The following is a 26685-nucleotide window of genomic DNA, read 5'->3' on the forward strand; positions in this document are numbered from 1 at the left end:
TGGGGCCTTCGGTGTTTTCAGGCGTTGAAAAACGCGCGACGGCCTACCCGAGACGCCGGCCCAGTACGGCAGCGATGGTGGTGGGGGCGGCGGAGAAGTTGTCCGGCAGGAACCAGCCGATCAGCGACAGAACCACGAACAGTCCGACCCCTGCCAGCCAGACGTTGCGTATCTGCTCGTGTCGGCCCAGGCAGCGCAGGTTGTGGGCGATGATCCAGGCGCCGGCGACGGGCGTACCGAAGAAGGTGGCGATGCCGACGGCGGCGAGGCGGTAGAGCGGCTTTCTCGGCGGGTTGTCCAGCAAGGAGGCGTGGGGAGGCCGGAAGGGATTGTCCTTGGGCGCGTTCATGTTTTCGTTCCTTCGAAAACAGCCCCGGACGCACAAGGCGTCCGGGGCAAAGGGGACAGCGGTGCTACCGGGCTTACGCGGCTTTCGCGTGGCCCAGCGTCACGGCGCGGTTCAGGGCGCTGAACAGCGCACGGAAGCTCGCGGTGGTGATGTTTTCATCGATGCCGATGCCGTGCAGCGAACGGCCACCCTCGACGCGCAGTTCGATGTAGGCGGCCGCGCGGGCATTGGTGCCGGCGCCAATGGCGTGCTCGTTGTAGTCCATGATCTCGACGTCCACCGGCAGCGAGGCGACCAGGGCTTCCAGGGTGCCCTTGCCCTTGCCGTGCCAGCGGTGCTGTTCGCCCTTGTGGGTGACGTCGATGTCGATGGCGCAGATGCCGTTCTCTTCCTGCAGGCGGTAGCTCTTCAGGCCGAACGGGGAAACGGCCTGCAGGTACTCGTTCTGCAGCAGGTTGTAGATCTGCTCGGCAGTCATTTCCAGGCCCAGGCGATCGGTCTCGTTCTGTACCACCTGGCTGAACTCGATCTGCATGCGGCGCGGCAGGCTGATGCCGTATTCCTGCTCCAGCAGGAAGGTGATGCCGCCCTTGCCGGACTGGCTGTTCACGCGGATCACGGCCTCGTAGCTGCGGCCGATGTCCGCCGGGTCGATCGGCAGGTACGGCACTTCCCACACGGCGTCTTCCTTCTGCTGGGCGAAGCCCTTGCGGATGGCGTCCTGGTGGGAGCCGGAGAAGGCGGTGTGGACCAGGTCGCCAACGTACGGATGACGCGGGTGCACCGGAATCTGGTTGCACTCTTCCACCACTTTGCGCACGGCGTCGATGTCGGAGAAGTCCAGCTCGGGGTCGATGCCCTGGGTGTACATGTTCAGCGCCATGGTCACCAGGCACAGGTTGCCGGTGCGCTCGCCGTTGCCGAACAGGCAGCCTTCGACGCGGTCGGCGCCGGCCATCAGCGCCAGCTCGGAGGCGGCCACGCCAGTGCCACGGTCGTTGTGGGTATGCAGGCTGATCAGCACGCTGTCGCGCTTGTCGATCTGGCGGCCGAACCATTCGATCTGGTCGGCATAGTTGTTCGGGGTGGCGCACTCGACGGTGGCGGGCAGGTTGAGGATCAGACGGTTGGCCGGGGTCGGCTGGAACACGTCGATCACCGCGTTGCACACTTCGACGGCGAAGTCGGTCTCGGTGGAGCTGAACACTTCCGGCGAGTACTCGAAGCCCCACTGGGTTTCCGGCGCGGCATCGGCCAGGCGCTTGATGGTCTGGCCGGCGGCCACGGCGATGGCTTTCACGCCAGCCTTGTCCTGGTTGAAGACGATCTTGCGGAAGCTCGGCGCGCAGGCGTTGTAGTAGTGGACGATGGCCTTCTTCGCGCCCTTCAGGGACTCGAAGGTGCGCTCGATGAGGTCGTCGCGGGCCTGGGTCAGTACCTGGATGGTGACGTCATCGGGAATGTGGCCGCCCTCGATCAGCTCGCGGACGAAGTCGAAGTCGGTCTGCGAGGCGGACGGGAAGCCCACTTCGATTTCCTTCAGGCCGACCTGAACCAGGCACTTGAAGAAGCGCATCTTCTTCTCGGCGTCCATCGGCTCGATCAGCGACTGGTTGCCGTCGCGCAGGTCGGTGGACAGCCAGATCGGCGCCTTGTCGATGATCTTGTCCGGCCAGGTGCGGTCGGGCAGGGTGATCTGGGTGAACGGACGGTATTTCTTCGACGGATCTTTCAACATGCTCATGAGCGGAATCCTTGTTCTTTCTGGCCAGCGGGCCTGCGCGAAAAAAAGATGAAAAAGAGACGAAACCGGGAGGAGGAATCAGCCACGCAGTCGCGGGCTGACCAGGCGCAGGCAGGCGTGTTGGCGAAGCAGGATGAGGGTGTGTGCGGTTTTCATGAGTGCCAACCTAATGGCCTGAGAGGGCGATGGCAAGCATTCGTTAAAAATTGGTAGAAAAACTCTCTGCTACGACTGTGGTGATAAAAAATTGCTTAGATTTCCGTGTTTGAGCAATTTTTATTAGAGTCATTTGCTGTGCTTAACTGATTCTGCGTCCACGTGCCGCAGCGGAGCTGCGGAACTCCGTGCGATCATTGCGCACCCGCTCAAGGCGGGGCTTTCCATCCGCAAGGACATTTCGTGACCCGTCGCACCCGACATGGCCGCACCCGACAAGGCATAGGAACCTGGCTGGCGCTGTTCGCCATGCTGATGATCTATGTCGGCCCGCTGGTATCCCAGTCGCTGCCGATGGATCACCCTATGCCCATGGACCATCCCATGCCGATGCAGCATGGGGCGTCCAGTGAGCACCACGATGGGATGGGGCACGGCGGCGAGGACGTGGCGGCGCACGACATGGCCGGCATGGACGAGTTGGCCTGCTCCGACGGCCATCGCGCTGCGGACCAGCATGCTGCACCGGTATCCCACGGCGAGAAGCCTCTCAGCGCCGATGCCTTCATGGAGAAGTGCGGCTACTGCAGCCTGCTGATCCACAGCCCGCCGCTGACGCCGCCGCCGGTCCTGCTGGACCATGGCCAGCCCGCCACCGGCACACCTGTCGCCCAGTTCACGAGCTCCACCATTCCCGCCTCGCCGGTCTTCCCCGGCGCCCGCTCCCGCGCTCCACCGGCCCTGATCGGCTGATCCCCTATCCCGAATCCATCGACCGCAGGCGCGGATGACCGCTTCCGCCTGCGCGCCGTGCGTGTCCGCATGGAACGGGCGATTTCACCGATCACGGAATAAATGGAATGTCCCGCATGCAAATGCGCCGTCGGCCGCGTGCCGCCGGCTTGCGCGCCCTGTGCGCGCTGACCGCCCTTGGCGGTTTCACTGCCGTCCCGGCCCTGGCCGAGGACGACGATCACTCCACCCACGTTGTGGAGTTGGAGCCCAGCGTCATCACCGCCGTGGCGCAGAGCTCGCCGCTCACCATCGTCACCGACCCGAAGCAGCCGCGCCAGCCGATCCCGGCCAGCGACGGCGCCGACTACCTCAAGACCATCCCCGGCTTCTCCGCCATCCGTAACGGCGGCACCAACGGTGACCCGGTGCTGCGCGGCATGTTCGGCTCGCGCCTGAACATCCTTACCAATGGCACCACCCTGCTCGGCGCCTGCCCGGCGCGGATGGACGCACCGACCTCCTATATCTCGCCGGAAACTTACGACAGGCTCACCGTGGTCAAGGGCCCGGAAACCGTGATCTGGGGCCCCGGCGCCTCGGCCGGCACCATCCGCTTCGACCGCGAACCGGAGCGCTTCGGCGAGCTGGGCTCGCGGATCAACGGCAGCCTGGTCGCCGGTTCCAACGGCCGTTTCGACCGCGTGCTGGACGCCGCTGCCGGCGGGCCGGAGGGCTATATGCGCTTCACCGGCAACAAATCGCAGTCCGATGACTACGAGGACGGCGCCGGCGACACCGTGCCCTCGCGCTGGAACAAGTGGAACGGCGACGTGGCCCTCGGCTGGACGCCGGACGCCGATACCCTGGTCGAACTCACCGCCGGCAAGGGCGACGGCGAGGCGCGTTACGCCGGACGCGGGATGGACGGCTCGCAGTTCAAGCGCGAAAGCCTCGGCCTGCGCTTCGAGAAGTCCAACCTCGGCGAGGTGCTCGACAAGCTGGAGGCGCAGGTCTACTACAACTACGCCGACCACGTGATGGACAACTACAGCCTGCGCACGCCCTCGGGCACCGGGATGATGGCCGGGCCGATGGCCTCCAATGTCGATCGCCGCACCCTCGGTGGGCGCCTGGCCGCCACCTGGCGCTGGGACGACTTCAAGCTGGTCTCCGGCGTCGACGCGCAGACCAGCGAGCACCGCGAACGCATGGGCATGGGCATCAATACCTACGATGACCAGCCGTGGAACAAGGACGCGGTCTTCCACAACTACGGCGCTTTCGGCGAGCTGACCTGGTACGCCGCCGAGCGTGACCGCGTGATCAGTGGCGCCCGCCTGGACCGCGCCTCGGCCAAGGACTACCGGCAGACCGCGGGGTCGGGGCACATGACCCACCCCAACCCGACCGCCGATGATACCCGCGCCGATACCCTGCCCAGCGGCTTCGTGCGCTACGAGCACGATCTGGCCGATACGCCGACCACCCTCTATGCCGGCCTTGGCCATGTGCAGCGCTTCCCCGACTACTGGGAGCTGTTCTCCCCGGACAAGGGGCCGGCCGGCTCGGTCAACGCCTTCGACAGCATCGAGCCGGAGAAGACCACCCAACTGGACTTCGGCGCCCAGTACGAGGACGAGAAGCTCAAGGCCTGGGCCTCCGGCTACGTCGGGGTGATCCGCGACTACATCCTGTTCGAGTACAGCGACGGCATGATGGGCAAGACCTCCCAGGCGCGGAACGTCGATGCGCGCATCATGGGCGGCGAACTGGGCGCGGCCTATGCGCTCACCACCAACTGGGCGACCGACGCGACCCTGGCCTACGCCTGGGGCAAGAACACCACCGACGACCGCGCCCTGCCGCAGATGCCGCCGCTGGAGGCGCGCTTCGGCCTGACCTACGGGCAGGACGCCTGGAGCGCGGGCGGCCTCTGGCGGGTGGTGGCGCGCCAGGGGAGGGTCGCCGAGGGGCAGGGCAACGTGGTCGGCTACGACTTCGATGAAAGCCCGGGCTTCGCGGTGTTCTCGCTCAACGGCGCGTACAGGCTGAGCCAGCACTTCAAGGTCAGCGCCGGCGTCGACAACCTGTTCGACAAGGACTACGCCGAGCACCTGAACCTGGCGGGCAACGCCGGCTTCGGCTACCCGGCGAACAACCCCGAATCGATCCACGAGCCGGGGCGCACGCTCTGGACCAAAGTGGACTTCTCGTTCTAAGCCCGACCGGCCCCGCCAGTCGGGGCCTCCTTGTGTGAGGAGATCAACGAATGCAGAAGCAGACATTCGATTTCTACAACCTGGCCTGGCGCTGGCACTTCTACGCCGGGCTGTTCGTCGCGCCCTTCATGATCCTGCTGTCGATCACCGGGATCATCTACCTGTTCAAGCCGCAGCTCGACCCGCTGATGTACAGCGACCTGCTGCAGGTGAAGCCCGGCGAAGTGCGGCTGTCCGCCGACGAGCAACTGATGCACCTGCATCACCAGAACCCGCAGCTGCAGGTCAGCCAGTACCTGCCGGCTCCCGCTGCCGACCGCAGCGCGCAGTTCGTTGCCCAGCTTGATGGGCGTGAGGTGAACGCCTTCGTCGATCCCTACAGTGGCAAGCTGCTCGGCCTGCAGGACGCCAAGTCCAACCTGCAGGCCATGGCCCGCGCGCTGCACGGTGAGCTGATGATCGGTACCGTCGGCGACCGGCTGATCGAGCTGGCTGCCGGCTGGGGGATCGTGCTCGTCGTTTCCGGTCTCTACCTGTGGTGGCCGCGCAAGCGTTCGCTGCGCGTGCTGCTCTGGCCGGACCTGTCGCGCCGCGGCCGTGCCCTGTGGCGTGACGTGCACATGGTGGTCGGCTTCTGGGGCTCGCTGCTGATGCTGTTCATGCTGCTCACCGGCATGACCTGGACCGGCTTCTGGGGCAAGTCCTTCGCCGACGTGTGGAACCGCTTCCCGGCGGCCATGTGGAACGAGGTGCCCAAGTCGGACCTGGAGGCGCGCACCCTCAATGAGGCGCATCGCCAGACCATTCCCTGGGCGATGGAAAACACCCCGATGCCGATGTCCGGCGGCGCCCACGCCGAGCACATGGCCCACGGTTCCGGCGGCATGGCGATGCCGCAGATCAGCCTGCAGCAGGTGGTCGATACCGCCGACCAGGCCGGTGTGACGGCGGGTTACGCCATCGCCCTGCCCAAGGGCGCGGAAGGCGTGTTCACCGTTTCGGTGTTCGCCGACGATTCGCGCAACGACGCCACCCTGCACATCGACCAGTACACCGGCAAGGTGCTCGCCGACCTGCGCTGGAAGGACTACGGGCTGGTGGCCAAGGGCGTCGAGTCCGGTGTGATGCTGCACGAGGGCAAGATGTTTGGCCTGTTCAACCAGCTGCTGATGCTCGCCGTCTGCCTGATGATCCTGCTCAGCGCGGTCAGCGGCCTGTGGATCTGGTGGAAGCGCCGCCCGCAGGGCCGCCTCGGCGTGCCGCCGATGCCACACGCGCTGCCGGTGTGGAAGGGCGGGGTGGCGATCATGGCCATCCTCGGCGTCGCCTTCCCCCTGGTGGGCGCGTCGCTGCTGCTGGTGTGGGCACTGGATTGGGCCGTGCTGTCGCGCTTCAGATCGCGCAGCCCGGCACTGGGCTGATTCGTGCGCTGTTTTACCCTGACGCCTGCCGCGAGGCAGGCTATGCTGCGGCGCGATCGTTGCGCCGGCGGCTCGATGTTTCTCCGCCGCCTTGGCGGATCTGATCACAAGCACAACTGGAGTCTCGAAGATGCGTAAAACCCTGCTCGCTTTCGCTGTCCTGCTGGGCTTCTCCGGCGCCGCCACGGCCCACGAATATGAGGCCGGCAACCTGCATATCGATCACCCCTGGTCACTGTTGCTGCCGGCCAATTCGGTGAACGGCGCCGCCTACTTCGTCGTGGAGAACCACGGCAAGGACGCCGACCGCCTGCTCGGCGCCGACACCGAGCGCGCCGCCAGCGCCGAGATCCACCAGCACGTGGAGAAGGACGGCATGATGAAGATGCAGAAGGTCGAGGGCGTGGACATCCCCGCCGGCGGCAAGCTGGTCTTCGCCCCCGGCCAATACCACCTGATGCTGTTCGGCCTGAAGAAGCCGCTGGCCGATGGCGAGCGCTTCCCGCTGACCCTGCATTTCCAGAAGGCCGGCGACGTGAAGGTCGAGGTTGCCGTGCAGAAGGAAGCCCCGAAAGGCACCGACATGGGCCATGACATGCACGGTATGAAGATGGACTGACCGTCTGGCCGGCTGCGCGCCGCGGCGGCGGTCTGGTGGGAAAATGGGGCCGGGTCCCAGGTGATCCGGCCTGTGGCCACCACCCGTGGTCGGGAGGTAGAGCATGCGCAGCGTACACGGCGCCATCCTGCTGGCGGCTATTTCATTGCTGGCCGCCTGCAGCCACTCCAGCTTGCACGACGACCAACTGCCGCTGGACCAGCACCTGGAGAAGCTCGGCCTGCGCCAGGGCGATGCGGTGAAGTCGATCCCGGTGCGGGATACCGAGGGCTGGCAATACCTCGACAAGGGCCACATCGTCCTTGGCCAATCGCCGGGGCGGCGTTACCTGGTGACCTTTTCCGCGCCGTGCAACAACCTGGGGTTCAGCAATCGGCTGAATATCAGCAATACGGTCGGGTCGGTCACGACGCTTGATCGCATCATCTCGGTCGACTCGGCGGGCATCCCCGAGCCCTGTCTGATCGGCCAGCTCCACGAACTGGAACGTGTGCCCAAGAAGCCGCAGCACGAGGGCGGCTATTGATTCGCCCTTGGGCGTTCTTCAGGGCTTAAACGCGCTGATGAAGATCGCCGGGTTATTCAGGCCGACGTTCGGTGCATGTGCGGCTCGGGGAGAGGGCGCGGTTCTTCAGTTGCTCGCTGGCTTGAAGGCTAGGCGCGTCCGGCGCGCCGCGAAGATCAGCACGAAGCCGATGCAGTAGGCCAGCACATCCGGCCAGTCCGGTGTGGCGCCCAGCACGATACGCAGCGCGCGATTGCCGATCTGCCAGTGCAGCGTCGCCGCCAGAAACTGGCCGAACTCGATCAGCAACCCACAGGCCAGCGCTGTGCTGGCCAGCCCGGTTGCGGGCGCGTCCAGCGCGGCGCGCAGCAGGCAGTACAGCCAGACCACCGCCAGCACGTCGCCGCCGAAGCCGCGCAGCCAGCCCAGATGGGCGCCAGCAGTGGCCAGCCACACCAGCACGGCGAACCAGAGCAGGGCGAAGACGGCGCTGGTCAGGTCGAATCTCAGGCGGATGTTCATCGGCTCAGGGCTTGAATGCGCCGATGAAGATCGCCGGGTCGACGCGGGCGTCGTTCAGGCTGACGTTCCAGTGCATGTGCGGACCGGTGGCCCGGCCGGTGGCGCCGACGCGGCCGACCACGCCGCCGCGCGGGAGCTGGTCGCCGAGTTTCACGTCGATCTTCGACATGTGGCAGAACATGCTGATGAAGCCCTGGCCGTGGTCGACGAACACCGTGTTGCCGTTGAAGAAGTAGTTACCGATCAGGATCACCTTGCCGGCAGCCGGTGTCTTGATCGGGGTGCCGGCGGGCACGGCGAAGTCCAGCCCGGAGTGCGGGTTGCGTTCCTCGCCATTGAAGAAGCGGCGCAGGCCGAAGGGGCTGGAGAGCGGGCCGTTGACCGGCTTGTCCAGCACCAGGTTGCTCGGCGTGCCGGGGCTGAAGCTGCGGTAGGCGGCGGTCTGTTCGGCCAGCTCGCGGTTGATGCGCTTTAGATCCTCGGGCAGCGGGTTCACCTGGCGGGTGTTCTTCAGGGTGATGTGCTGCTCTTTATAGTGCTTGCTGTCGACGCTGAAGCCGAGGTTGCGGCTGGCGCCGGCCTGCCTCACGACGATCTGCTGGGCGCCGGCCTTGGCGGTCAGCGGAATGCCGACGATAGCGATCCAGTCGCGTCCTTCCTCGCGCACCACCAGCACCGGTTTGCCCTGGTAGCTGGCGGTGGGCACGGCGGCGTCCTGGCCCAGCTGCACCACGGCGACGCCGCCGGGCACCGGCTTGTTCAGGGTGCGGCTGATGAAGCCTTCAGCGTGGGCGGGCAGGGCGAGGAGGGTGGCGGTGAGCAGGCAGAAGAGTCGGAGCATGGCGCTATCCGTGGACGTGTCGGCGGATGAAGCGGGCAGTCTACACGGGGCGATTCGGCGAGCGGGGCGATTTCGTCGAAAGCACTACGGGGTAGCACGGCGCGCTTTTTGTAGAAGCAACTGTCTTTTGGGCTCCCGCGTTCGCGGGAGTGACGATGTCATGCACCGCACTCCGCAGTCGTCTTCCCCGCGAACGCGGGGATCCAAAAAGCAATGTAGGAGCGAGCTTGCTCGCGAACCAACCTGCAGCGGAGCTGTTCGCGAGCAAGCTCGCTCCTACAGTTCCCGGATGTTTCTTCGCCAAAGCGCTAGCGGCGCAGGCCATCCAGCTGCTGACGCCACAACTGCTCCAGCGACAGCACCTGCGCGGGGCCGTAGATGGCGTGGGGCTTGCCCAGATGCGCCGCCCACAGCTGATCGCCGTAGTCGTAATGCCACCACTCGCTGGAGAGGTTGCTGAACCCCGCCGCGCTCATGGCATTGAACAGCATCCGGCGGTTGTCGCGGATCTTTCGCTGGGCTTCGTCCGGCGCGGCGATCTCTTCGTAATGACGGGTGTAGGAGCGTGGCGTCGCCTCGTCGAACAGGCTGCCCATGTCCAGCCAGCGGCCGTCACGGTCGCACAGGGTCAGGTCGATGGCGCCGCCGGTGAGATGCGGGCTGGGTGATTCGGCACGGGTGCTGGGCGGGGCGACGAACTCTCGGGTACGGCGGGTCAGCTCGGCTGGATCGGCATCCGGTTCGTGCTGGCGAAGGATTTCATAGAGCGTGTCGTACAGATGCTGCTGCACCGCGAAGGGCCGCCAGGCATCCAGGATCACCAGGCGCAGGCCGTCCGGCAGCAGGCGGGCGGCTTGCAGCAGGCGCTCGAACACGTCGCTGCGCGCATAGCACTCCGGCTGCGCATTGGGTACGCCCAGGCGGTGATAGGCCGGCCACACCGCGAACCCGGTGGCGATGCCCAGCGCCTGCAGCGGCTGGCCGCATTCGACGATGGGCATGCGGAAGGCTTCGGCCCAGTCCGGATCGGGTTGCGGCAGGATCGGTGCGAGCAGGTCGGTCATTGCAATTCAGTCCAGCAGGGAAAGGGTGACGGGGGCCTGGTGGTTGTCTTCCACCCGCACCTCCAGCTCGCCTTCGGCCAGCCGGGCTTTCAGGCGCTGGCCGTTCTTCGTCTGCGCGGCGCTGCGGATCGCCTGGCCGCGGTCGTCCAGCAGGATGCTGTAGCCGCGCCCCAGGGTAGCCAGTGGGCTGACGATGTGCAGCGTCTGCATCAGGCCGTCCAGGCGCTGGCGCTGTTCGCGCAGGATCGCCTGGGTGGCGCGGGGCAGTCGGCCGCTGAGGTTTTCCAGGCGCTGGCGCAGCAGGGCGAGGTTGCGACCCGGGTGTTGCGCGGCGAGGCGGGTGTCGAGACGGGCGACGCGCTCCTGGCGGATCTGCAACTGGCGCTCGAAGGCGCGGCGCAGGCGCATGTCCAGGTCGTCCAGGCGCTGGGCCTGCTGGCGCAGACGTTCGCCGGGGTGGCGCAGACGCCGGGCGGTGCCCTCCAGGCGCAGGCGTTCGCGGGTCAGACGGTCCTGGATGCGCAGGATAAGGCGGCGGCGCAGGCCGTCCAGGCGCTGCTGCAGGTCGCCGCTGTGGGGCGCCAGCAGTTCGGCGGCGGCCGAAGGCGTGGGCGCGCGCACGTCGGCGACGAAGTCGCTGATCGATACATCGGTTTCATGGCCCACGGCACTGACGATGGGCGTCACGCAGGCGGCGATGGCACGGGCCACCGGCTCTTCGTTGAAGCACCAGAGGTCCTCCAGCGAGCCGCCGCCACGGGCCAGGATCAGCGCGTCGAAGCCCTGCGCATCGGCCAGCTTCAGCGCGCGGACGATCTGCCCGATGGCCTCTCGGCCCTGCACGGCGGTAGGGATCAGCGTCAGCTCGACCTGCGGCGCGCGGCGGCGGAACACGCTGATAATGTCGCGGATCACCGCGCCGGTGGGCGAACTGACGATGCCGATGCGCCGGGGATGCGCCGGCAGTTCGCGCTTGCGCTCGGCGGCGAACAGGCCCTCGGCGGCGAGTTTCTCTTTCAGTGCTTCGAAGGCCAGGCGCAGGGCGCCGTCACCGGCCGGTTCCACAGCGTCGGCGATCAGCTGGTAGTCGCCGCGCCCTTCGAACAGCGAGACCTTGCCGCGTACCCGTACGGCGAGACCGTCGCGCAGGGCCTGGCGCACGCGCAGGGCGTTCTGCCGGAACAGCGCGCAGCGCACCTGGGCGTTGCTGTCCTTCAGGGTGAAATACATATGGCCCGACGCGGGGCGGGCGAGGTTGGAGATCTCGCCCTCGACCCACACCTGCGGGAACACGTCCTCCAGCAGGTGGCGGGCGCGCTGGTTGAGCTGGCTGACGGTCAGTACCTCGCGGTCGAGGCCCAGCCGTTGGAAGGGATCATTCTGCATGGCGAAGGATGATAAGCGGGCCTGTGAACAGGGGCCAGCGCGCAAGGCTGAGAAAGGCTTTATTCAGATCGTCTGGTTACGTTGAGCCGCGCCCCCCAGCTGGGATATAATGCCGCGCTTCCATTTTTCCCGATCGGGAGCCCCCGCCATGCTGCGCATCAGCCAAGAAGCCCTCACTTTCGACGACGTCCTCCTGATTCCCGGTTATTCGGAAGTCCTACCCAAGGACGTGAGCCTGAAAACCCGACTGACCCGTGGCATCGAACTGAACATCCCGCTGGTGTCCGCCGCGATGGATACCGTGACCGAATCCCGCCTGGCGATCGCCATGGCGCAGGAAGGCGGCATCGGCATCATCCACAAGAACATGGGCATCGAGCAGCAGGCTGCCGAAGTTCGCAAGGTCAAGAAGCACGAGACCGCGATCGTCCGCGACCCGATCACCGTAACCCCGTCGACCAAGATCATCGAGCTGCTGCAGATCGCCCGCGAGTACGGCTTCTCCGGCTTCCCGGTGGTGGAAGAGGGTGAACTGGTCGGCATCGTCACCGGTCGCGACCTGCGCGTGAAGCCGAACGTCGGCGACAGCGTCGCCGCGATCATGACCCCGAAGGAAAAGCTGGTCACCGCCCGCGAGAACACTCCGCTGGAAGAGATCAAGGCAGCGCTCTACGAGAACCGCATCGAGAAGATGCTGATCGTCGACGAGAACTTCTATCTCACCGGCCTGGTGACCTTCCGTGACATCGAGAAGGCCAAGACCTACCCGCTGGCGTCCAAGGACGACCTGGGCCGCCTGCGCGTCGGCGCGGCCGTCGGCACCGGCGCCGACACCGGCGAGCGCGTTGCCGCGCTGGTCGCCGCTGGCGTTGACGTAGTCGTTGTCGACACCGCCCACGGCCACTCCAAGGGCGTAATCGACCGCGTGCGCTGGGTGAAGGAAACCTTCCCGCACGTACAGGTCATCGGCGGCAACATCGCCACCGGCGAAGCTGCCAAGGCTCTGGCTGACGCTGGCGCCGACGCCGTGAAGGTCGGCATCGGCCCGGGCTCCATCTGCACCACCCGTATCGTCGCTGGCGTCGGCGTGCCGCAGATTTCCGCCATCGCCAACGTCGCTGCTGCCCTCGAAGGCACTGGCGTTCCGCTGATCGCCGACGGTGGCATCCGCTTCTCCGGCGACCTGGCCAAGGCCATGGTGGCTGGCGCCTACTGTGTGATGATGGGTTCGATGTTCGCCGGTACCGAAGAAGCTCCGGGCGAGATCGAGCTGTTCCAGGGCCGTTCCTACAAGTCCTACCGTGGCATGGGCTCCCTGGGCGCCATGGCCGGCTCCACCGGTTCCTCCGACCGCTACTTCCAGGACGCCTCCGCCGGCGCCGAGAAGCTGGTACCGGAAGGCATCGAAGGCCGCGTGCCTTACAAGGGCCAGCTGACCGCCATCGTCCACCAGCTGATGGGTGGCCTGCGCGCCGCCATGGGCTACACCGGCAGCGCCGATATCCACGACATGCGCACCAAGCCGCAGTTCGTGCGCATCACCGGCGCCGGCATGGCCGAGTCCCATGTGCATGACGTACAGATCACCAAGGAAGCCCCGAACTACCGCGTAGGTTAAGGGTTTCAGGTTAATGAGTCGGACACGGGGCTGGTTGATACAGCCCCGTGTCGTTTGAGAATTTCGCTACGAGAGATGGTCATGGCCCAAGACATTCACGCTCACCGGATCCTGATCCTGGACTTCGGCTCCCAGTACACCCAGCTGATCGCCCGCCGCGTCCGCGAGATCGGCGTGTACTGCGAGATCCATCCGTTCGACATGAGCGACGACGAAGTTCGCGCCTTCGCCCCGCGCGGCATCATTCTGGCCGGCGGCCCGGAGTCGGTGCATGAAGCCAACAGCCCGCGCGCGCCGCAGGCCGTGTTCGACCTGAAGGTGCCGCTGTTCGGCATCTGCTACGGCATGCAGACCATGGCCGAGCAGATGGGTGGCAAGGTGCTGGGCTCGGACCTGCGCGAATTCGGTTATGCCCGCGTCGATGTGGTCGGCAAGGCCCGTCTGCTCGACGGCATCGAAGACCACGTGGATGAAGACGGCTTATTCGGCCTCGATGTGTGGATGAGCCACGGCGACAAGGTCACCGAGATCCCGGCCGGCTTCCACATCCTCGCCAGCACTCCGAGCTGCCCGATCGCCGCCATGGCGGACGACGCCCGTGGCTACTACGGCGTGCAGTTCCACCCGGAAGTGACCCACACCAAGCAGGGCGGTCGCATCCTCTCCCGCTTCGTGCTGGACATCTGCGGCTGCGAAGCCCTGTGGACCCCGTCCAACATCGTCAACGACGCCATCGCCACCGTTCGCGCCCAGGTAGGCTCGTCCAAGGTGCTGCTGGGCCTGTCCGGCGGCGTGGACTCCTCGGTGGTCGCGGCGCTGCTGCACAAGGCCATCGGCGACCAGCTGACCTGCGTCTTCGTCGACAACGGCCTGCTGCGCCTGCACGAAGGTGACCAGGTGATGGCCATGTTCGCCGAGAACATGGGCGTGAAGGTCATCCGCGCCAACGCCGAAGAGCTGTTCCTCGGCCGCCTGGCCGGCGTCAGCGACCCGGAGCAGAAACGCAAGATCATTGGCGGCAGCTTCATCGAAGTCTTCGATCAGGAAGCCACCAAGCTGCAGGACGTGAAGTTCCTCGCCCAGGGCACCATCTACCCCGACGTGATCGAGTCGGCCGGCGCCAAGACCGGCAAGGCCCACGTGATCAAGTCGCACCACAACGTCGGCGGCCTGCCCGAGGACATGCAGTTCGAACTGGTCGAGCCGCTGCGCGAGCTGTTCAAGGACGAAGTCCGCAAGATCGGCCTGGAGCTGGGCCTGCCCTACGACATGGTCTACCGCCACCCGTTCCCGGGCCCGGGCCTGGGCGTGCGCATCCTCGGCGAAGTGAAGAAGGAATACGCCGACCTGCTGCGTCGCGCCGACCACATCTTCATCGAAGAGCTGCGCAACTTCGACTGGTACCACAAGACCAGCCAGGCCTTCGTGGTGTTCCAGCCGGTGAAATCCGTCGGCGTGGTCGGCGATGGCCGTCGCTACGCCTGGGTCGTCGCCCTGCGCGCCGTGGAAACCATCGACTTCATGACCGCTCGCTGGGCGCACCTGCCGTACGAGCTGCTGGAGAAGGTTTCGAACCGTATCATCAACGAGATCGAAGGCATCTCCCGCGTCACCTACGACGTGTCGAGCAAGCCGCCGGCAACGATCGAGTGGGAATGATCGATTCCGTGTGGGCCTGAGCCCGCGCGGTCCGACCCGACAAGGGGCAGCCACGGCTGCCCCTTGTCGTTTCCGGCGAGCGCCACTCGGCGACCGGTGAAGGCCGTCCTGACACTGATTGTCATTTGCAGTATCATCCGCGTCCTTGTCGCCGCGGCTGAGAACTGCATGTCCCGTGACTTGCCAGCACCTCCAGTGCGGCGCCCGCGATTGATTCGGCGCACGGCGGGCTGCGCCATTACAGGTTCAACTGCGTTGCCAGGCTGACCGCCAGAGTCGGCTTCCCCTCGAGCGCCTGATGGGGCCGCATTGACTTCGATTCCAGGAGCAGGACCCCCATGTCTTTCACCCGTAGACAAGTACTCGGCGGTATCGCCGGCCTCGCCGTGCTCGGCCTGGGCGCCGGTGGCGCGCGCATCTGGCTGGCGCGCCCGGAAGTGGCCGCCGAACACGATTACGAACTGATCGCCGCCCCGCTGGACCTGGAGCTGGTGCCCCGCCACAAGACCCCCGGCTTGGCCTACGGCGGGAAGGCGCCCGGGGTGGAAATCCGTGCACGCCAGGGCGACTGGCTGCGGGTGCGCTTCACCAACAAGCTGGACGAGCCGACCACTATCCACTGGCACGGCATCCGCCTGCCCATCGAGATGGACGGCGTGCCCTACATCTCGCAGCCGCCGGTGCAGCCAGGCGAGAGCTTCATTTACCAGTTCAAGACGCCGGACGCCGGCAGCTACTGGTACCACCCGCACCTGATGAGCAGCGAGCAGCTGGGCCGTGGCCTGGTCGGCCCGCTGATCATCGACGAGCGCGAGCCCACCGAGTTCAGCAGCGAGAAGATTCTCTGCCTGAAGACCTGGCATGTGGACGAGGAGGGCAACTTCACGCCCTTCAGCGTTCCCCGCGAGGCGGCGCGCGAGGGCACCCGTGGGCGCCTGTCGACCATCAACGGCGAGCGCAATCCGGTGATTGAGCTGCCGGCCGGCGAGATCGTCCGGGTGCGCCTGCTCAACGTCGACAGCACCGTGACTTATCGCCTCAACCTGCCGGACGCCGAGGCGAAGATCTACGCCATCGACGGTCACCCGGTGGAGCCTCGCGACTTCGGCAAGGGGCCCAACGATCAGTACTGGATCGGCCCGGGCATGCGCCTGGAACTGGGCATCCGTGGCCCGGCCGAAGGCACCGAGCTGTCGTTGCGCAATGGGCCGGTACGCCTGGCGACCATCCGTGGCGTGGCCAATCCGAAAGCGCCCACGGCCAGGTGGCCGGCGCCGCTGCCGCACAATCCGGTGGCCGAACCGGACCTGAAGAACGCAGAGACCATCAACTTCAAGTTCGAGTGGGTCGGCGCGATGTCCGACTACTCCAAGGGCCAGTCGGCGCCTTCGCTGTGGCAGATCAACGGCGTGGCCTGGCAGGGCGGCGAGGAGCACAAGCACAACGCACCGCCCCTGGCCAAGCTCAAGGAAGGCAACAGCTATATCTTCGTGCTGCGCAACATGACCCAGTACCAGCACCCGATCCACCTGCACGGCATGGCTTTCAAGGTGCTGGATTCGGATCGCCGGGACATCATCCCGTACTTCACCGACACCTACCTGCTGGGCAAGAATGAGACTGCACGCGTGGCGCTGGTGGCGGACAACCCCGGCCTGTGGATGTTCCACTGCCACGTGATCGATCACATGGAGACCGGGCTGATGGGAACCATCGCGGTGGGCGAGGCATGGTGCGGCTGACCAACAGCAAAGGGCATCCGACCGTGAAGGGGCTGCGGCCGATCATCGACCGTAGCCAGGACATCCCCTTCATGCGCGAGGCCATGGCCCTGGCCGAGCAGGGTGCGGCCCTGGGCGAAGTGCCGGTGGGCGCCGTGCTGGTGCTGGACGGCCAGGTCATCGGCCGCGGCTTCAACCGGCCGATCACCTCTCACGATCCCAGTGCCCATGCCGAAATGGTCGCCATCCGCGAGGCGGCCGCCGCGCTGCAGAACTACCGCCTGCCGGGCGCCACGCTCTACGTCACCCTGGAGCCGTGCAGCATGTGCGCCGGACTGATCGTCCACTCGCGCATCCAGCGCGTGGTGTACGGTGCGACCGAGCCCAAGTCGGGCGTGGTGGTCAGCCGGGGCGCCTTCTTCGAGCAGGACTTCCTCAACCACCGGGTGCTGGTGGAGGGCGGCGTGCTCGCCGAGGAGTGCAGCACCATGCTCTCCGCCTTCTTCAAGGCGCGACGGGCGAGCAAGCCTCCGACAGCTTGAGTCGTTCGAATAGATGAACGATGGCCTTGGGGCCGGCCTGATCGAATGCTCTTACTGAAAACCAATACGTTTCAGTAACTTGCTGTAAAGATTGGGTCGCCTCTTCTGCGCCTAAAGTCGTATCCCGTCCCCCGGATTCCTGATTTTCGTGTGTTATTTTGCACGCCCGCCCTCGCGGCGGCGCTGACAGGCGCGCAAGTCCAAGAACAAAAGCCAGGACGCCTGCGGCACTCCAACGTTTCATGCTGCCCATGAACGACCCGGAGGCGCCCTTGTTCCTCGCTGTTCTGCAATGCCGTTGTCCTGGAAGGCCATCAGCACGCCGACGCTGGTCGCCCCGGAGCTCGTCATTAACATGTAGAGGACTTGTTATGAGCCAACCCGGGAACCCCACGTTCCAGGACCCCACCGCCAGCGAGGCGGTGGATTCGTCCGGTCTTGAGGTGAAGCGCCTGAGCTTCCTCGAAGCCGTGGCGATGATCGTCGGCACCAACATCGGCGCCGGCGTGCTGTCCATGGCCTACGCCAGCCGCAAGGCAGGCTTCATGCCGCTGCTGCTGTGGCTGGCAGTGGCCGGCGTGTTCACCACCATCTCCATGCTCTACGTCTCCGAGACGGCGCTGCGCACCCGTACCCACAACCAGCTGAGCGGTCTTGCCCAGCGCTATGTCGGCTCCTTCGGCGCCTGGGCGATCTTCCTGTCGGTGGCGGTCAACAGCATCGGCGCGCTGATCGCCTACATGAGCGGCAGCGGCAAGATCCTCGCGGCGTTCTTCGGCATCAGTCCGGCGCTGGGCAGCCTGCTGTTCTTCGTCCCGGCCGCCGCCGTGCTCTACATGGGCCTGGGCGCCATCGGCAAGGGCGAGAAGTTCATCAGCATCGGCATGGTCAGCATGATCCTGATCCTGGTGGCCGCCACCCTGCTGAACGAGAACACCGAGTTCGTCCGCCTGCTCGAAGGCGACTGGATCTACATGGTGCCGGTGTTCAACATCGCGGTGTTCTGCTTCTCCGCCCAGTACATCGTGCCGGAGATGGCGCGCGGCTTCAGCCATGCGCCCAGGCAACTGCCCAAGGCGGTGATCACCGGGATGCTGACCACCTTCGTCCTCTTGAGCGTGGTGCCGATGTCGGTGATCGCGCTGACCGGCCTTGAGAATCAGTCGGAAGTCGCGACCCTGGCCTGGGGCCAGGCGCTGGGGCAGTGGGCGTTCTTCACCGCCAACACCTTCGCCCTGTGCGCCATGCTGACCTCGTACTGGGGCCTGGGCGGCAGCTTCCTGACCAACATCTTCGACAAGTTCCACAAGCTCGGCCCGGAAAGCGAGCCGAAGACCCGCCTGCTGGTGCTGGCCATCGTGGCGCTGCCGCCCTTCGTGCTGGCCTACAGCGGCTTGGTGGGCTTCGTCAACGCGCTGTACTTCGCCGGTGCCTTCAGCGGGGTGATCCTGTCGATCATGCCGATCCTGATGCTGCGTTCGGCGCGCAGGAACGGTGACTTCGAGCCGGCCTGGAAATGCGGCTGGATTGCTCATCCGGCGATCCAGGTGGTGATCGTGCTGATCTACCTGTCCAGTGCCGTCTACGCGATCTGCAGTGCGCTGAACCTGCTGCCTTCGGGCTGGTAAGTCGTCTGTCGCTGAATGAAAAAGCCCGGCTGATGCCGGGCTTTTTCATATCTGGATTCTCTTTCCGAAGAGCGCTTAGAGCTTCTCGTCCTGCGGGTTGTCCTGCGGCTTGGTCTTGTTCACCCCGGGCAGGTGCAGGCCGCTCTCGGCAAGTTGGCCACCTTCCATCTGCGGCTGGGTTACCCAGGTGAGGATGTCGTAGTAGCGCCGGATGTTCTGTACGAAGTGCACCGTCTCGCCGCCACGCGCATAACCGTAGCGGGTCTTGCGGTACCACTGCTTCTGCGACAGGCGCGGCAGCATCTTCTTCACGTCGAGCCACTTGTTCGGGTTCAGGCCTTCCTGCTCGGCGAGCTTGCGCGCGTCGTCCAGGTGGGCACCGCCAATGTTGTAGGCGGCCAGGGCGAACCAGGTGCGGTCCGGGTCCTTGATGCTGTCGGGCAACTCGTCCTTGACCTGGATGTAGTACTTGCTGCCGCCCTGGATGCTCTGCTTCGGGTCCAGGCGGTTGGCCACGCCCATCGCCTGCGCGGTGCGGTTGGTCAGCATCATCAGGCCGCGCACGCCGGTCTTGGAGGTAGCGTCGGGCTGCCACATAGATTCCTGGTAGCCGATGGCGGCCAGCAGGCGCCAGTCGGCTTCGAGCTTCTGGCCGCTCTGGCGGAAGTGCGGTTCGTACTTGGGCAGGCGCTGTTGCAGGTGCTGGGCGAAGGTGTAGGCGCCGACGTAGCCCAATACGTCGACGTGGCCGTAGTAGCGGTCCTTCAGGCGTTGCAGCAGTCCATCCTGCTTGGCCTTGTCGAGGAAGGCGTTGACCTTCTCCAGCAGGCTGTTGTCGTCGCCAGCCGGCAGCGCCCAGGCCAGGCCACGGGAGTCGCCGAGGTCGAAGGCGACGCGGACGTTGGGGAAGTACACCTGGTTCATCGCCAGTTCATTGGAGTCGACCAGGGTAAGGTCGATCTCGCCGACGTCCACCATGCGTAGCAGGTCGACCATCTCGTCGGCATCGGATTCGCGGTACGCGATCTTGGGGAATCGCTTCTTCAGTTCGGCCAGCTGGGTGGCATGGCTGCTGCCTTTGAGCACGACGATGCGCTTGTCCTCCAGGTCCTCGGGGCGGGTGGGGCGCTGCTCGCCATTGCGGTAGACGACCTGGGGAGTGACATCGAGATAGGAGTGCGAGTAGCGCACCTGGGCGCTGCGGTCGCCACCCGGGGTCAGGCCCGCGGCGGCGAGGCTGGGGCCACCGTCACGGCCAAGCTGGCCATAGAGGTCGTCCAGGTTGTCGGCGGTTTCGATTTCCAGCTTGACCCCCAGGCTATCGGCGAAGCGTTTGGCCAGCTCGTATTCGAAGCCGGTATCGCCGTTGCGATCCTGGAAGTAGGTAGCGGGGCTGTTGCGGGTGATCACGCGCAGGACGCCGTCCTTCTGCACACGCTCCAGGGCTGTCGGGACTTTCGCCTCGGTACAGCCGGAAAGCAGCAGAAAGATACAGGTCGCCAAGAACCAGGCGGTGCGACGCACGCGGGACGCAGTCAGGGCAAGCATCGACGCAGTATACGCAAAGGCCGTGTGGCGCCATATCTCGACAGCTTGGCGCTTCTCTGCTAGCTGACGTGCCGTTCGTCGGCATTTTGGCGCGCAAGGCCGGGCTAGGCGCGTTGGACGCAGGCCGGTCGAAGCTGTTCGAAGGTGAAAAAACGAGCCGATGACGGTGGTCGCGAGGAAGGCGCTGGAAAGGTGCCGTCGCCCCACGCTTTACGGTAGAATGCACGGCCTCTGTGGGCCGGCCCGCCCGGCCCCACACACTTCCCCGTCTCCAGAGGCTGTTCCGACAATGCTGATCCTGCGCGGTGCTCCCGCCCTTTCCGCTTTCCGCCACGGCAAACTGCTCGACCTGCTGACCCAGCAGGTGCCCGCCGTCACCGGGCTGTATGCCGAGTTTGCGCACTTCGCCGAGGTCACCGGAGCCCTCAACGCCGAGGAAGAACAGGTCCTCGCCCGCCTGCTCAAGTACGGCCCCAGCGTACCGGTGCAGGAGCCCAGCGGCCGCCTGTTCCTGGTCGTGCCGCGCTTCGGCACCATCTCGCCCTGGTCGAGCAAGGCATCGGACATCGCCCGCAACTGCGGCCTGGCCAAGATCGAGCGTATCGAGCGCGGCATCGCCTACTACGTCAGCGGTGAGCTGAGCGAGGCCGACGCGCAAGCCGTCGCCGCCCGCCTGCACGACCGCATGACCCAACTGGTGCTGAACCAGCTCGAAGAAGCTTCCGCCCTGTTCAGCCATGCCCAGCCCAAGCCGCTGACCGTGGTGGACATCCTCGCCGGCGGTCGCGCCGCGCTGGAGCAGGCCAACCTCGACCTGGGCCTGGCCCTGGCCGAAGACGAGATCGACTACCTGGTGAAGAGCTTCGTCGAGCTGGGCCGCAACCCGCACGACGTCGAGCTGATGATGTTCGCCCAGGCCAACTCCGAACACTGCCGCCACAAGATCTTCAACGCCAGTTGGGACATCGACGGCCAGGCTCAGGACAAGAGCCTGTTCGGCATGATCAAGAACACCTATGAAATGCACCGCGAAGGCGTGCTGTCCGCGTACAAGGACAACGCCGCGGTCATGAAGGGCTACGTCGCCGGCCGCTTCTACCCGAATGCCGAGACCCGCCAGTACGGTGCCAGCGAAGAGCCCGTGCACATCCTGATGAAGGTGGAGACCCACAACCACCCGACCGCCATCGCTCCCTTCCCCGGCGCCTCCACCGGCTCCGGCGGCGAGATCCGCGACGAAGGCGCGACCGGCCGCGGCGCCAAGCCCAAGGCCGGCCTGGTCGGCTTCACCGTCTCCAACCTGAACATCCCCGGTTTCGAGCAGCCCTGGGAAGTGCCCTACGGCAAGCCCGAGCGCATCGTCACCCCGCTGGACATCATGATCGAAGGCCCGCTGGGCGGCGCCGCGTTCAACAACGAATTCGGCCGCCCGAACCTGGCCGGCTACTTCCGTACCTTCGAGCAGACCATCGCCACCCCGCGCGGCGAGGAAGTCCGTGGCTACCACAAGCCGATCATGATCGCCGGCGGCATGGGCAACATCCGCGAAGACCACGTGCAGAAGGGCGAGATCTCGGTCGGCGCCAAGCTGATCGTGCTCGGCGGCCCGGCCATGCTGATCGGCCTGGGCGGCGGCGCCGCTTCCTCCATGGCCACCGGCGCCTCCGCCGCTGACCTGGACTTCGCCTCGGTGCAGCGCGAGAACCCGGAAATGGAACGCCGTTGCCAGGAGGTCATCGACCGCTGCTGGCAGATGGGCGACAACAACCCGATCAAGTTCATCCACGACGTGGGCGCGGGCGGTATCTCCAACGCCCTGCCGGAACTGATCAACGACGGTGGCCGTGGCGGCCGCTTCCAGCTGCGCAACGTGCCCAACGACGAGCCGGGCATGAGCCCGCTGGAAATCTGGTGCAACGAGTCACAGGAACGCTACGTGATGTCGGTGGACGCCGCCGACTTCGAGACCTTCAAGGCCATCTGCGAACGCGAGCGTTGCCCGTTCGCCGTGGTCGGCGAAGCCACCGAAGAGAAGCAACTGACCGTCGCCGACAGCCACTTCGGCAACAAGCCGGTGGACATGCCGCTCGACGTACTGCTGGGCAAGCCGCCGCGCATGCACCGTTCGGTCGCCCGCGAAGCCGAGCTGGGCGATGACTTCGCCGCCGCCGGCCTGGATCTCTCCGAGTCCACCGAGCGTGTGCTGCGCCACCCCGCCGTGGCCAGCAAGAACTTCCTGATCACCATCGGCGACCGCACTATCACCGGCCTGGTTGCCCGTGACCAGATGGTCGGCCCGTGGCAGGTTCCGGTGGCGGACTGCGCCGTCACCGCCACCAGCTTCGACGTCTACACCGGTGAGGCCATGGCCATGGGCGAGCGCACCCCGCTGGCCCTGATCGATGCCCCGGCCTCCGGCCGCATGGCGATCGGCGAGACCATCACCAACCTGGCCGCCGCCAGCATCGACAAGATCTCCGAGATCAAGCTCTCCGCCAACTGGATGGCCGCCGCCGGCCACCCGGGCGAGGACGCGCGCCTGTACGACACCGTCAAGGCTGTCGGCATGGAGCTGTGCCCGGCGTTGGGCATCACCATTCCGGTGGGCAAGGACTCCATGTCCATGAAGACCCGCTGGCAGGATGGCGACGCCGAGAAGAGCGTCACCTCGCCGATGTCGCTGATCATCTCTGGCTTCGCCCCGGTGAGTGACATCCGCAAGACCCTCACCCCGCAGCTGCGCCTGGACAAGGGCGAGACCGACCTGATCGTCATCGACCTCGGTCGTGGCAAGAACCGCATGGGCGGCTCCATCCTCGCCCAGGTCAACGGCCAGATCGGCCGCGCCGCGCCGGACGTCGACGATGCCGAAGACCTGAAGGCCTTCTTTGCCGTGATCCAGGGCCTGAACGCCGACGGCCACCTGCTGGCTTATCACGACCGTTCCGACGGCGGCCTGATGGCCACCGTGGTGGAAATGGCCTTCGCCGGCCATTGCGGCCTCGACCTGAACCTCGACGCGCTGGCCGACAGCCGTGACGAGCTGACCGCTGCCCTGTTCAACGAAGAGCTGGGTGCGGTGATCCAGGTTCGCAGCGGCGCCACGCCGGAAGTGCTGGCCCAGTTCAGTGCCGCCGGCCTGGAAGACTGCGTCGCGGTGATCGGCCAGCCGGTCAACGGCGCCGATATCGAGCTGGCCTTCAACGGTGAGCAAGTGTTCAACGCCCAGCGCCGTGACCTGCAGCGCATCTGGAGCGAGACCAGCTACCGCATCCAGCGCATGCGTGACAACGCCGACTGCGCCGACCAGGAATTCGACGGTCTGCTGGATGATGGCAATCCGGGTCTGTCGGTGAAGCTGAGCTTCGACGTCAACGACGACATCGCCGCGCCGTACATCAAGAAGGGCGTGCGTCCGCAAGTGGCGATCCTGCGCGAGCAGGGCGTCAACGGCCAGGTGGAAATGGCTGCCGCCTTCGACCGCGCCGGCTTCGCCGCGATCGACGTGCACATGAGCGACATCCTGTCCGGCCGCGTCAGCCTGGAGCAGTTCAAGGGCCTGGTGGCCTGCGGCGGCTTCTCCTACGGCGACGTGCTCGGCGCTGGCGAGGGCTGGGCCAAGTCCATCCTCTTCAACACCCGTGCCCGTGAGGGCTTCCAGGCCTTCTTCGAGCGCAAGGACAGCTTCGCGCTCGGCGTGTGCAACGGTTGCCAGATGATGTCCAACCTGCACGAACTGATCCCCGGCACCGAGTTCTGGCCGCACTTCGTGCGCAACCGCTCCGAGCAGTTCGAAGCGCGCGTGGCGATGGTCCAGGTCCAGGAATCACAGTCGATCTTCCTGCAGGGCATGGCCGGTTCCCGCCTGCCGATCGCCATCGCCCACGGCGAAGGCCATGCGGAGTTCGAGAGCGAAGAGGCGCTGCTGGAGTCCGATCTGTCCGGCACCGTGGCCCTGCGTTTCGTCGACAACCAGGGCAAGGTCACCGAGGCCTACCCGGCGAACCCCAACGGCTCGCCCCGCGGCATCACCGGCCTGACCAGCCGCGACGGTCGCGTCACCATCATGATGCCGCACCCGGAGCGCGTGTTCCGCGCCGTGCAGAACTCCTGGCGTCCGGACGAGTGGGAAGAGGACGGCGGCTGGATGCGCATGTTCCGCAACGCCCGCGTCTGGGTGGGTTGAGTCCGGTTTCCGGGTGAAACACGAAAAGGGGAAAGCTTCGGCTTTCCCCTTTTTCTTTGTCCGTAGGGCGTACAACCGTTCGCGGTTGTATGCCGTCTCGCTGGAGTCCGGCCAAACGTCGAGCGGGCCTTGGGCCACGGTCAATCGGCGTATAACGTCGAACGTCATACGCCCTGCGCTCCCGATCAGCCTGGTATGCGGAAGAGGAGGTGGCTTTGGCTGATCAGAGGCTTCCTGAAGTCCGCCCGGTCGAGGCCGGGCAGGTTCTGCGCCTGTGCCGCTGCGGGCGATGCGCGAGCCTTCCGGACGCCGCCGAAGGCTGCGGGGACGCGCTGGAGCTGAAAGTGGGGCGCGAGCGTCACTTGTTGCTTTGCCGCTGTGGCCGTTCGACTAATCTGCCTTATTGCGATGGCGCTCACGCACCCGAGGCGCCCGGCCTGAAGGCGCGCTGGGAACGCTTCATGGGACGCTGATCTCGAAGTCGGTCACAGATTCCGTACAAAGTCGCGCGCGGGCGAACGGCCACGGCACCAGGCGGTCGAACTTTCCCGGTGACTCGCGAGTCATAAGAGGCAATGTGCCACTATTTGTGGCAGCATTTGTCATACGTGGCGCCATCTGCCACGGAGTTTCCTGTTTCGATCTCCCTGTTTCGGAGCACTCGATGTACAAACTTTGTTTCTACGTTCCGGAGAGTCATCTGGAACCGGTCAAGAAGGCGGTATTCGCCGCAGGTGCAGGACGCATCGGTGCCTATGACAGCTGCTGCTGGCAGGCATTGGGACAGGGGCAATTCCGGCCGCTGCAGGGCAGCAACCCGTTCATCGGTCAGGCGGGCACCGTCGAACAGGTGGCCGAGTGGAAGGTCGAGATGGTGGTGGCCGATGAGCTGATCCATGACTCGGTCAAGGCCCTGAAGGCGGCGCACCCTTACGAGACGCCGGCCTTCGAGGTGTGGCGGCTGTCGGACATGGTGTTCTGACACAAATGAAAAAGGCGCCCTGAGGCGCCTTTTTCATTGGCGTGTCCGGTCAGGGACGGATCTCGATCAGCGTGCCGTCCTTGACCAGGCTCCAGACCTCGCGCAGGTCGGAGTTGGTCATGGCGATGCAGCCGTTGGTCCAGTCCAGGGTAGAGAAGTACCACTCGGGGTATTCCTCATCCACCGGAGTACCGTGGATCATGATCATGCCGCCTGGCGACAGGTTCTTCTCCCGTGCCTTGGCCACGTCGCGCGCATTGGGGTAGGAGATGTGCATGGAGAGGTTGTACTTGTCGCTGGTCTTGCGCCAGTCGATCCAGTAGAAGCCTTCCGGTGTGCGGTTGTCGCCCTCGGCGAGCTTCGGCCCTTGCGGACGCTTGCCCAGGGACACGCGATAGCTCTTGAGAATCTTGCCGTTGCTCATCAGGTGCAGTTTGCGCTCGGACTTGAGCACGAGAATCTTGTCGATGTGACCGTCGAGCGTAGGCGTCGCACTGGCGTTCGAGAACGCTGCGAAGGTAAGACAAAGGACGGCGATCAGCCAGCGCATTGAAACGTATTCCCCAGTGATCCTAATGCCTTAGAGGCGGTGTACAGGTCTTTTAGTTCTTTTTCTGTGCCAGCATCGGTGCGATGGCTTCGTTGCGTACCGGGAAGCTCCGCTTGATCCGGTCCGCAAAGTAGCATTCTAAGGTACGGCCCACGGTGGGGAAAGCCAGCTCACCCCACGGGATGTCGGATTCTTCGAACAGTTGCACTTCCAGGCTTTCCTCCCCGGCGCGAAAGTCCAGGTCGGCCAACTCGGCGCGGAAGAACATGTACACCTGGCTGATGTGCGGCAGGTCGAAGAGGGTATAGAGCTGCAGGTCGCGGACGTGGGCGCAGGCTTCTTCGAGGGTTTCCCGGGCGGCGGCCTGTTCCAGGGTCTCGCCGTTCTCCATGAAGCCGGCCGGCAGGGTCCAGAAGCCCTGGCGCGGTTGGATGGCGCGGCGGCAGAGGAGGATGCGGCCTTCCCACACCGGCAGGCAGCCGGCGACGATCCGGGGGTTCTGGTAATGCACGGCATGGCACTGGTCGCAGACATAGCGCGGGCGGTTGTCGCCGCTGGGGATGCGCAGGCTCACGGGAGCACCGCACTGACTGCAGAAGTTCATGCCGGTTCCTTGTTCGAATGTGCGTCCATCTTGCGCGCTGCGCCGGGTACGCAGCAAGGGGGCGGGGCTTGGGCAGTTCGGTCTTT

Annotated in this window: 22 protein-coding genes; 13 read left to right on the top strand and 9 right to left on the bottom strand. The window is 65.6% G+C overall.

What is annotated here, in order from left to right; genetic code table 11:
• Nucleotides 1-43: 43 nt before the first annotated feature.
• On the bottom strand, nucleotides 44-349 hold the full coding sequence (locus ACNFBT_RS01770; protein WP_416745907.1) for a hypothetical protein: 306 nt from the start codon (nucleotides 347-349) through the stop codon (nucleotides 44-46).
• Between the two features lie 73 nt (nucleotides 350-422).
• Nucleotides 423-2093, bottom strand: coding sequence for a 2-isopropylmalate synthase (gene leuA / locus ACNFBT_RS01775; RefSeq protein ID WP_416745909.1), 1671 nt, complete (start codon nucleotides 2091-2093; stop codon nucleotides 423-425).
• 399 nt (nucleotides 2094-2492) lie between these two features.
• Between leuA and ACNFBT_RS01780 the strand changes: the two genes are divergently transcribed.
• From ACNFBT_RS01780 to ACNFBT_RS01800, 5 genes are all read left to right on the top strand, one after another.
• Nucleotides 2493-3002, top strand: a complete 510-nt coding sequence (locus tag ACNFBT_RS01780; protein ID WP_416745911.1) for a DUF2946 domain-containing protein — start codon at nucleotides 2493-2495, stop codon at nucleotides 3000-3002.
• Nucleotides 3003-3109: 107 nt separating this feature from the next.
• Entirely contained in the window at nucleotides 3110-5203 is a 2094-nt protein-coding gene (locus ACNFBT_RS01785) for a TonB-dependent copper receptor (RefSeq protein ID WP_416745913.1), read from the top strand.
• A gap of 50 nt (nucleotides 5204-5253) precedes the next feature.
• The gene (locus ACNFBT_RS01790; protein ID WP_416745915.1) at nucleotides 5254-6624 is read left to right on the top strand and encodes a PepSY-associated TM helix domain-containing protein; all 1371 of its coding nucleotides are present in this window, start codon (nucleotides 5254-5256) and stop codon (nucleotides 6622-6624) included.
• Between the two features lie 130 nt (nucleotides 6625-6754).
• A complete protein-coding gene (locus ACNFBT_RS01795; RefSeq protein WP_416745917.1) occupies nucleotides 6755-7243 on the top strand; it encodes a copper chaperone PCu(A)C in 489 nt (162 codons plus the stop codon).
• Between the two features lie 103 nt (nucleotides 7244-7346).
• A complete protein-coding gene (locus ACNFBT_RS01800) occupies nucleotides 7347-7769 on the top strand; it encodes a DUF6491 family protein (RefSeq protein ID WP_416745919.1) in 423 nt (140 codons plus the stop codon).
• Between the two features lie 105 nt (nucleotides 7770-7874).
• On the opposite strand, the gene ACNFBT_RS01805 is transcribed toward ACNFBT_RS01800, so the two are convergent.
• From ACNFBT_RS01805 to xseA, 4 genes are all read right to left on the bottom strand, one after another.
• On the bottom strand, nucleotides 7875-8270 hold the full coding sequence (locus ACNFBT_RS01805; RefSeq protein WP_416745921.1) for a DUF2809 domain-containing protein: 396 nt from the start codon (nucleotides 8268-8270) through the stop codon (nucleotides 7875-7877).
• 4 nt (nucleotides 8271-8274) lie between these two features.
• The gene (locus ACNFBT_RS01810) at nucleotides 8275-9111 is read right to left on the bottom strand and encodes a peptidoglycan DD-metalloendopeptidase family protein (protein WP_416745923.1); all 837 of its coding nucleotides are present in this window, start codon (nucleotides 9109-9111) and stop codon (nucleotides 8275-8277) included.
• Between the two features lie 308 nt (nucleotides 9112-9419).
• Nucleotides 9420-10175: a M15 family metallopeptidase gene (locus ACNFBT_RS01815; RefSeq protein ID WP_416745924.1), complete on the bottom strand. Its 756-nt coding sequence runs from the start codon at nucleotides 10173-10175 to the stop codon at nucleotides 9420-9422.
• 6 nt (nucleotides 10176-10181) lie between these two features.
• A complete protein-coding gene (xseA, locus tag ACNFBT_RS01820; protein WP_416745926.1) occupies nucleotides 10182-11561 on the bottom strand; it encodes an exodeoxyribonuclease VII large subunit in 1380 nt (459 codons plus the stop codon).
• 148 nt (nucleotides 11562-11709) lie between these two features.
• Here xseA and guaB point away from each other — a divergent pair, with 148 nt between their 5' ends.
• From guaB to ACNFBT_RS01845, 5 genes are all read left to right on the top strand, one after another.
• Nucleotides 11710-13179 carry an IMP dehydrogenase gene (guaB, locus tag ACNFBT_RS01825; RefSeq protein WP_416745928.1) on the top strand — a complete coding sequence of 490 codons (1470 nt, stop codon included), beginning with the start codon at nucleotides 11710-11712 and terminating at the stop codon, nucleotides 13177-13179.
• Between the two features lie 81 nt (nucleotides 13180-13260).
• The gene (gene guaA, locus ACNFBT_RS01830; RefSeq protein ID WP_416745930.1) at nucleotides 13261-14838 is read left to right on the top strand and encodes a glutamine-hydrolyzing GMP synthase; all 1578 of its coding nucleotides are present in this window, start codon (nucleotides 13261-13263) and stop codon (nucleotides 14836-14838) included.
• Nucleotides 14839-15176: 338 nt separating this feature from the next.
• Complete coding sequence (locus tag ACNFBT_RS01835; protein WP_416745932.1) at nucleotides 15177-16580, top strand: multicopper oxidase family protein; 1404 nt, start codon at nucleotides 15177-15179, stop codon at nucleotides 16578-16580.
• Nucleotides 16568-17101, top strand: coding sequence for a tRNA adenosine(34) deaminase TadA (gene tadA, locus ACNFBT_RS01840; protein WP_416745934.1), 534 nt, complete (start codon nucleotides 16568-16570; stop codon nucleotides 17099-17101). Before ACNFBT_RS01835 ends, tadA begins: the two co-directional genes overlap by 13 nt.
• Nucleotides 17102-17472: 371 nt before the next feature.
• Nucleotides 17473-18729, top strand: a complete 1257-nt coding sequence (locus ACNFBT_RS01845) for an aromatic amino acid transport family protein (protein ID WP_416745936.1) — start codon at nucleotides 17473-17475, stop codon at nucleotides 18727-18729.
• A gap of 75 nt (nucleotides 18730-18804) precedes the next feature.
• Here the strand turns inward: ACNFBT_RS01845 and mltF are convergent, their stop codons facing one another.
• Complete coding sequence (mltF, locus tag ACNFBT_RS01850; RefSeq protein WP_416745938.1) at nucleotides 18805-20277, bottom strand: membrane-bound lytic murein transglycosylase MltF; 1473 nt, start codon at nucleotides 20275-20277, stop codon at nucleotides 18805-18807.
• Nucleotides 20278-20566: 289 nt separating this feature from the next.
• On the opposite strand from mltF, the gene purL reads away from it, so the two are divergent.
• The 3 genes from purL to ACNFBT_RS01865 all read left to right on the top strand — a co-directional run bounded on the left by purL (nucleotide 20567) and on the right by ACNFBT_RS01865 (nucleotide 25445).
• Nucleotides 20567-24463, top strand: coding sequence for a phosphoribosylformylglycinamidine synthase (gene purL / locus ACNFBT_RS01855; protein WP_416745939.1), 3897 nt, complete (start codon nucleotides 20567-20569; stop codon nucleotides 24461-24463).
• 344 nt (nucleotides 24464-24807) lie between these two features.
• Nucleotides 24808-24936, top strand: coding sequence for a CDGSH iron-sulfur domain-containing protein (locus ACNFBT_RS01860; protein ID WP_416747169.1), 129 nt, complete (start codon nucleotides 24808-24810; stop codon nucleotides 24934-24936).
• A gap of 191 nt (nucleotides 24937-25127) precedes the next feature.
• Complete coding sequence (locus tag ACNFBT_RS01865; RefSeq protein ID WP_207887456.1) at nucleotides 25128-25445, top strand: YqfO family protein; 318 nt, start codon at nucleotides 25128-25130, stop codon at nucleotides 25443-25445.
• A gap of 49 nt (nucleotides 25446-25494) precedes the next feature.
• Here the strand turns inward: ACNFBT_RS01865 and ACNFBT_RS01870 are convergent, their stop codons facing one another.
• Both ACNFBT_RS01870 and ACNFBT_RS01875 read right to left on the bottom strand, forming a co-directional pair.
• Nucleotides 25495-25995, bottom strand: coding sequence for a L,D-transpeptidase family protein (locus ACNFBT_RS01870; RefSeq protein WP_416745942.1), 501 nt, complete (start codon nucleotides 25993-25995; stop codon nucleotides 25495-25497).
• Nucleotides 25996-26047: 52 nt separating this feature from the next.
• The gene (locus tag ACNFBT_RS01875) at nucleotides 26048-26599 is read right to left on the bottom strand and encodes an NUDIX hydrolase (protein WP_416745943.1); all 552 of its coding nucleotides are present in this window, start codon (nucleotides 26597-26599) and stop codon (nucleotides 26048-26050) included.
• Nucleotides 26600-26685: the final 86 nt, after the last annotated feature.

This window comes from Pseudomonas sp. NY15181, assembly GCF_048068055.1.
GTDB lineage: Bacteria > Pseudomonadota > Gammaproteobacteria > Pseudomonadales > Pseudomonadaceae > Pseudomonas.

Bases quoted from the DNA above. Each gene is read 5' to 3' on its own strand.
- ACNFBT_RS01770 (WP_416745907.1), bottom strand. From the start codon at position 349: ATGAACGCGCCCAAGGACAATCCCTTCCGGCCTCCCCACGCCTCCTTG.
- leuA (WP_416745909.1), bottom strand. From the start codon at position 2,093: ATGAGCATGTTGAAAGATCCGTCGAAGAAATACCGTCCGTTCACCCAG.
- ACNFBT_RS01785 (WP_416745913.1), top strand. From the start codon at position 3,110: ATGTCCCGCATGCAAATGCGCCGTCGGCCGCGTGCCGCCGGCTTGCGC.
- ACNFBT_RS01790 (WP_416745915.1), top strand. From the start codon at position 5,254: ATGCAGAAGCAGACATTCGATTTCTACAACCTGGCCTGGCGCTGGCAC.
- ACNFBT_RS01795 (WP_416745917.1), top strand. From the start codon at position 6,755: ATGCGTAAAACCCTGCTCGCTTTCGCTGTCCTGCTGGGCTTCTCCGGC.
- ACNFBT_RS01800 (WP_416745919.1), top strand. From the start codon at position 7,347: ATGCGCAGCGTACACGGCGCCATCCTGCTGGCGGCTATTTCATTGCTG.
- ACNFBT_RS01805 (WP_416745921.1), bottom strand. From the start codon at position 8,270: ATGAACATCCGCCTGAGATTCGACCTGACCAGCGCCGTCTTCGCCCTG.
- ACNFBT_RS01810 (WP_416745923.1), bottom strand. From the start codon at position 9,111: ATGCTCCGACTCTTCTGCCTGCTCACCGCCACCCTCCTCGCCCTGCCC.
- ACNFBT_RS01815 (WP_416745924.1), bottom strand. From the start codon at position 10,175: ATGACCGACCTGCTCGCACCGATCCTGCCGCAACCCGATCCGGACTGG.
- xseA (WP_416745926.1), bottom strand. From the start codon at position 11,561: ATGCAGAATGATCCCTTCCAACGGCTGGGCCTCGACCGCGAGGTACTG.
- guaB (WP_416745928.1), top strand. From the start codon at position 11,710: ATGCTGCGCATCAGCCAAGAAGCCCTCACTTTCGACGACGTCCTCCTG.
- guaA (WP_416745930.1), top strand. From the start codon at position 13,261: ATGGCCCAAGACATTCACGCTCACCGGATCCTGATCCTGGACTTCGGC.
- ACNFBT_RS01835 (WP_416745932.1), top strand. From the start codon at position 15,177: ATGTCTTTCACCCGTAGACAAGTACTCGGCGGTATCGCCGGCCTCGCC.
- tadA (WP_416745934.1), top strand. From the start codon at position 16,568: ATGGTGCGGCTGACCAACAGCAAAGGGCATCCGACCGTGAAGGGGCTG.
- ACNFBT_RS01845 (WP_416745936.1), top strand. From the start codon at position 17,473: ATGAGCCAACCCGGGAACCCCACGTTCCAGGACCCCACCGCCAGCGAG.
- mltF (WP_416745938.1), bottom strand. From the start codon at position 20,277: ATGCTTGCCCTGACTGCGTCCCGCGTGCGTCGCACCGCCTGGTTCTTG.
- purL (WP_416745939.1), top strand. From the start codon at position 20,567: ATGCTGATCCTGCGCGGTGCTCCCGCCCTTTCCGCTTTCCGCCACGGC.
- ACNFBT_RS01865 (WP_207887456.1), top strand. From the start codon at position 25,128: ATGTACAAACTTTGTTTCTACGTTCCGGAGAGTCATCTGGAACCGGTC.
- ACNFBT_RS01870 (WP_416745942.1), bottom strand. From the start codon at position 25,995: ATGCGCTGGCTGATCGCCGTCCTTTGTCTTACCTTCGCAGCGTTCTCG.
- ACNFBT_RS01875 (WP_416745943.1), bottom strand. From the start codon at position 26,599: ATGAACTTCTGCAGTCAGTGCGGTGCTCCCGTGAGCCTGCGCATCCCC.